A 4236-nucleotide genomic window follows, 5' to 3' on the forward strand; every position below is an offset into this window, starting at 1 on the left:
ATAAACCCTCTGATATCAATGTATTTGCTTGATTTATATATTTAATTTTTGACAATACGTCTGAACAAAAGGGAGGGCAATAAATGAAACTGGGAGTATTTACTGTTCTCTACCAAAACCTCACTCTAGAGGCAATGCTTGATAAAGTCGCTGAGATGGGAATCGAAGCTGTTGAATTGGGAACAGGCAGTTTTCCGGGGAACCATCATTGTAACCCGGATAAATTATTGGAGAGCCCAGAAAAATTAAAAGCTTTTAAAAAAGCGCTTGAAAGCAGAGGGATATTAATAAGTGGCCTAAGCTGTCATGGCAATCCGCTGCATCCCAATTCCGGCACGGCAAAGGAAGCACATAAGGTTTGGAGAAAAACGGTCCGGCTGGCTGAACGGCTGGAAGTGCCAGTGGTTAATGGCTTTTCCGGATGTCCAGGAGACCATGCAGGAGCAAAGTTCCCTAATTGGGTCACATGTTCATGGCCGCCGGAATACACGGAAGTGCTGGATTGGCAGTGGAATGAAGTAGTGATCCCATATTGGAAAGAGGAAGCGAAATTCGCTAAATCGCATGGGATTCGACAGATAGCGTTCGAAATGCACCCGGGTTTTGTCGTTTACAATCCGGAAACACTTTTGAAATTAAGGGAACAAGCCGGTGAGACTATCGGCGCCAATTTTGATCCAAGCCATTTGGTCTGGCAGGGAATTAATCCGGTAGAAGCCCTCAAGAAGCTTGGCCGGGAAAAAGCCATCTTTCATTTCCATGCCAAGGATGTGTATTTGGATAAGTCCAATATAAGTCTAAACGGTGTTCTGGATACCAAGCATTATAGCCAAATCCTTGACCGGTCATGGACCTTCAGGTCTGTTGGATATGGGCATAACGAAAAGCTCTGGAAGGATATGATCAGCACCCTGCGTGCCGTTGGTTATGATTATGTTGTGTCTATTGAGCATGAAGACATGCTGGCTTCCACTGATGAAGGTTTAAGTAAAGCAATTACCCTGTTAAAAGAAGCTTTGTTTAAAGAGAACGTCGGAGAAATGTGGTGGGCCTAGGGCTTAAAAGAGATTCAGTAAAATATATAGACGGAGGTAATTTTATGACAACAATGCAAGCAGTATTTTTTCCGGGAGATAAAAAAGTAGATGTGCGCCAGGTTGATATTCCAACACCAGGGCAGGGAGAAGTATTAATACAGCTTAAAGCTTCGGCAATCTGCCGCAGTGATATGAGTTTGTACTACGGAACATCTGTTTTTGAAGGAACAGAACTGGGCACAACGATTCCGGGACATGAGCCTGCCGGAGTAATTACAGAAGTAGGCAATGGTGTATCCACTTTCAAGCAGGGCGATAGAGTAGCCGTTTATTTGGCAATTGGGTGCGGAGAATGCGCACATTGCAAGAGCGGATACAAAATGTTCTGTAAGGACTTTAAATGTGTAGGTTTTGATTCCCATGGCGGAGATGCTGACTATATGGTGGTGCCGGCAGAAAATTGCATGAAGCTTCCGGATGATATGAGCTTTGTTACTGCAGCTGTTTCTACTGATGCAGTTGGAACACTGTATCACGCACAAAAGAGATTAGGTATCTCAGGAAGAGACATACTGGTTGTGTTTGGATTGGGGCCCATGGGCAATGCCGGCGTGATGATTGGGAAAGGATTGGGAGCCATAGTTATTGCCGTAGACATGCTGGATGAACGCTTGGAAATGGCGAAAGAGCTTGGAGCAGATTATATCATCAACGGCAAACATGCGAATGTACAAGACGAAATTATACGCATTACGAATGGGCGGGGAGCAGATGCCGCTATTGATTGTTCGGGAAGTCCATATGCACAGAATGATGCACTGGATTGTGTAAGGCCTCATGGAAGAGTAGCCTTTGTCGGGGAAAGCAAGGAAACAACCATTAAACCGAGCCCGCAATTAATTCGCAAACAAGTAACCGTAATGGGTTCATGGTATTTCCCAATTCAGGAATTCCCTGAGATAGCGGAGTTTATCGTCAGACATAACCTTCCAGTTGAAAAATTAGTTACCCACCGCTTTAAGCTGGATGAAGCAGAAACGGCCTTCCGTTTATTTGATGAAAGAAAAACGGAAAAAGCAGTATTTGTTTGGGAATAATCTTGTGTTCAAAAGCTAGTGTAATAGAATCATAAATTTCTATGAGAAGAGGTAATTGACTATGAAAGGCATTGCATTTAATACATGGGTCTATAGCAGTTTCCCATCCTGGGTACCTTCTTATCCGCTTGAAGAAGTCATCAAACGATTGTCTTCCTTTGGCTATGATGCGATTGAAATTGGCTGTGCGGCTCCCCATGCGTGGCCGGACTATTTATCGCCTGAAAGAAGACAGGAAATTTTAAAGCTATTAAAAGAAAACAATTTAAAGGTTTCTTCCATGCTTCCTGCACCGGGCGGCGGACCAGGCATGAACCCTAGCTCACCTTCAAAAGAAGAAAGAGAGTTTACGATCAAGCATTATAAAGAAGTAGTACGCCTTGCCCATGAATGGGAATGCCCAACTGTGATGTGGATTGCCGGCTGGGTTGTCTTTGGAACCACTCAACAGGATGCCTGGAATTACAGCCTGGAAGGATTGATTGAAGTAGGGAATTATGCAAAGGAACTTGGTGTGACGATGGTAGTAGAGCCAACCCCTACGGATAGTAATCTTATTGAAACAGCTGACGACGCATTGCTTCTAGCTGAGCAAACAGGCCTGGATAATGTCAAAGTGATGTTTGATACTTTCCATGCTTTATATCGGAATGAAGTCCCTAGTGATTATGTATATCGCATGGCTGATAAACTCCACCATGTCCATATATCAGATAATGATCGCCTTCCTCCAGGCCAGGGAAGATGTGACTTTGACGCAGTATTAAGAGCGTTGAAGGAAATTAATTATGACGGATATCTATCCATGGAAGTTGGTTTCCATTCCAGACAATCTGAACCGGATTGGTATGCCAAAACTTCGATTGAATTCCTGAAAAACAAAGTAAATGGAATTTTTTAATAGCTGAAAAATGGGGCCAGTGCCATTCGTTCATTCTGGCCCCTAACATGCTTCTAAGAATTCCCACCATACAACCATAACTCTTTGATTACCCTCTTAGTCAACTAAAGAAATCAGCACAGGATATATAACACATTCATGATTATACATTGGTCAAAAAAATTTTGAACTGACCCACAGAAACCTGCTTAGAACCGGTCATTTAATTGGTTGTTAAAAAGAAAAATGTAATGGATTACTTTAAGGAGGTGATCTGTAAAAACGTAAAAATTTTTGTTGACTCTAAAAAATGGACGAGGTGAAATCATGAAATTTGGTTACCAAACGAATACTTGGGGAGGCGTTGTCGGCCACCCTGCTGGCGTTACTTCAGTAAAGGATCTCTATTATCTTGCCAATGGATCAACAGAGGAAGCATTGAGGGATATTTCTGAAACCGGATACAAAGGCTTTGAAATTTTTGATGGAAACCTTATGCAATACAAAGGGAAAGAACAGGAGTTCAAAGAGTTCATATCAAGCCGTTCTTTGGAATTTATCGGAGTCTATACAGGCGGGAATTTTATTTTTGACGATATCTTAGAAGAAGAGTTATCAAAAATAGAAAGCGTGTCAGCACTGGCAGCAGAATTGGGAGCAGAGCACCTGGTTATTGGCGGCGGAGCAATCCGAACTAACGGCATCTCGGAAAGCGATTACATAAAATTGGGGGATGCACTAAATAGAGCTGCCAAAATAGCTGAAAAGTATAAGCTGATCCCAAGTTACCATCCTCATCTTGGAACTTGTGTAGAAAGGCCCGAGCAATTGGATAAGTTAATGCCTTTAACATCCATCAATCTCTGCCCGGATACCGCCCATATTGAAGCGGGTGGGGGAGATCCTGTCGAGGTTATAAAGAAATACGCAGATAGAATTAAATATGTTCACTTTAAAGATTACGCAGAAGGACAATTTTTGCCTTTGGGAAAAGGACATCAAAAGTTTGCCGAAATGCTCAAGATTCTCGAGGATGTTCGATATGATGGCTGGATTACCGTTGAATTGGACAGCTATTCAAATCCGAAAGAAGGAGCGGAAATCAGCAGGCAATTTCTTTCACAAGGACTACCTTTAAGAACAGTGTAAACACTGACGGACAGGTAGTGTAAAAAGTTCTATGAAAACTCGGCTTTGAGGGTTCCGTTCTGCCACAAAACAG

4 protein-coding genes are annotated in these 4236 nt (G+C 42.6%); all 4 read left to right on the forward strand.

The window, feature by feature from the left end:
• The first annotated feature begins 83 nt into the window (after window positions 1–83).
• The 4 genes from CU633_RS22065 (at window position 84) to CU633_RS22080 (ending at window position 4163) form a co-directional block, all read left to right on the forward strand.
• Window positions 84–1055, forward strand: a complete 972-nt coding sequence (locus tag CU633_RS22065) for a sugar phosphate isomerase/epimerase family protein (protein WP_101662697.1) — start codon at window positions 84–86, stop codon at window positions 1053–1055.
• 44 nt (window positions 1056–1099) lie between these two features.
• Window positions 1100–2134: a zinc-dependent alcohol dehydrogenase family protein gene (locus CU633_RS22070; RefSeq protein ID WP_257959268.1), complete on the forward strand. Its 1035-nt coding sequence runs from the start codon at window positions 1100–1102 to the stop codon at window positions 2132–2134.
• Window positions 2135–2195: 61 nt separating this feature from the next.
• On the forward strand, window positions 2196–3035 hold the full coding sequence (locus tag CU633_RS22075; RefSeq protein ID WP_101662698.1) for a sugar phosphate isomerase/epimerase family protein: 840 nt from the start codon (window positions 2196–2198) through the stop codon (window positions 3033–3035).
• A gap of 306 nt (window positions 3036–3341) precedes the next feature.
• Window positions 3342–4163, forward strand: a complete 822-nt coding sequence (locus CU633_RS22080; RefSeq protein ID WP_101662699.1) for a sugar phosphate isomerase/epimerase family protein — start codon at window positions 3342–3344, stop codon at window positions 4161–4163.
• The last annotated feature ends 73 nt before the right edge of the window (window positions 4164–4236 follow it).

Origin of the sequence: Bacillus sp. V3-13 (assembly GCF_002860165.1) — a bacterium.
In the GTDB taxonomy this organism is placed as follows: Bacteria; Bacillota; Bacilli; order Bacillales; family Cytobacillaceae; genus Bacillus_BJ.

Coding starts and splice junctions, on each gene's coding strand:
- CU633_RS22065 (WP_101662697.1), top strand. CDS start 84: ATGAAACTGGGAGTATTTACTGTTCTCTACCAAAACCTCACTCTAGAG.
- CU633_RS22070 (WP_257959268.1), top strand. CDS start 1,100: ATGACAACAATGCAAGCAGTATTTTTTCCGGGAGATAAAAAAGTAGAT.
- CU633_RS22075 (WP_101662698.1), top strand. CDS start 2,196: ATGAAAGGCATTGCATTTAATACATGGGTCTATAGCAGTTTCCCATCC.
- CU633_RS22080 (WP_101662699.1), top strand. CDS start 3,342: ATGAAATTTGGTTACCAAACGAATACTTGGGGAGGCGTTGTCGGCCAC.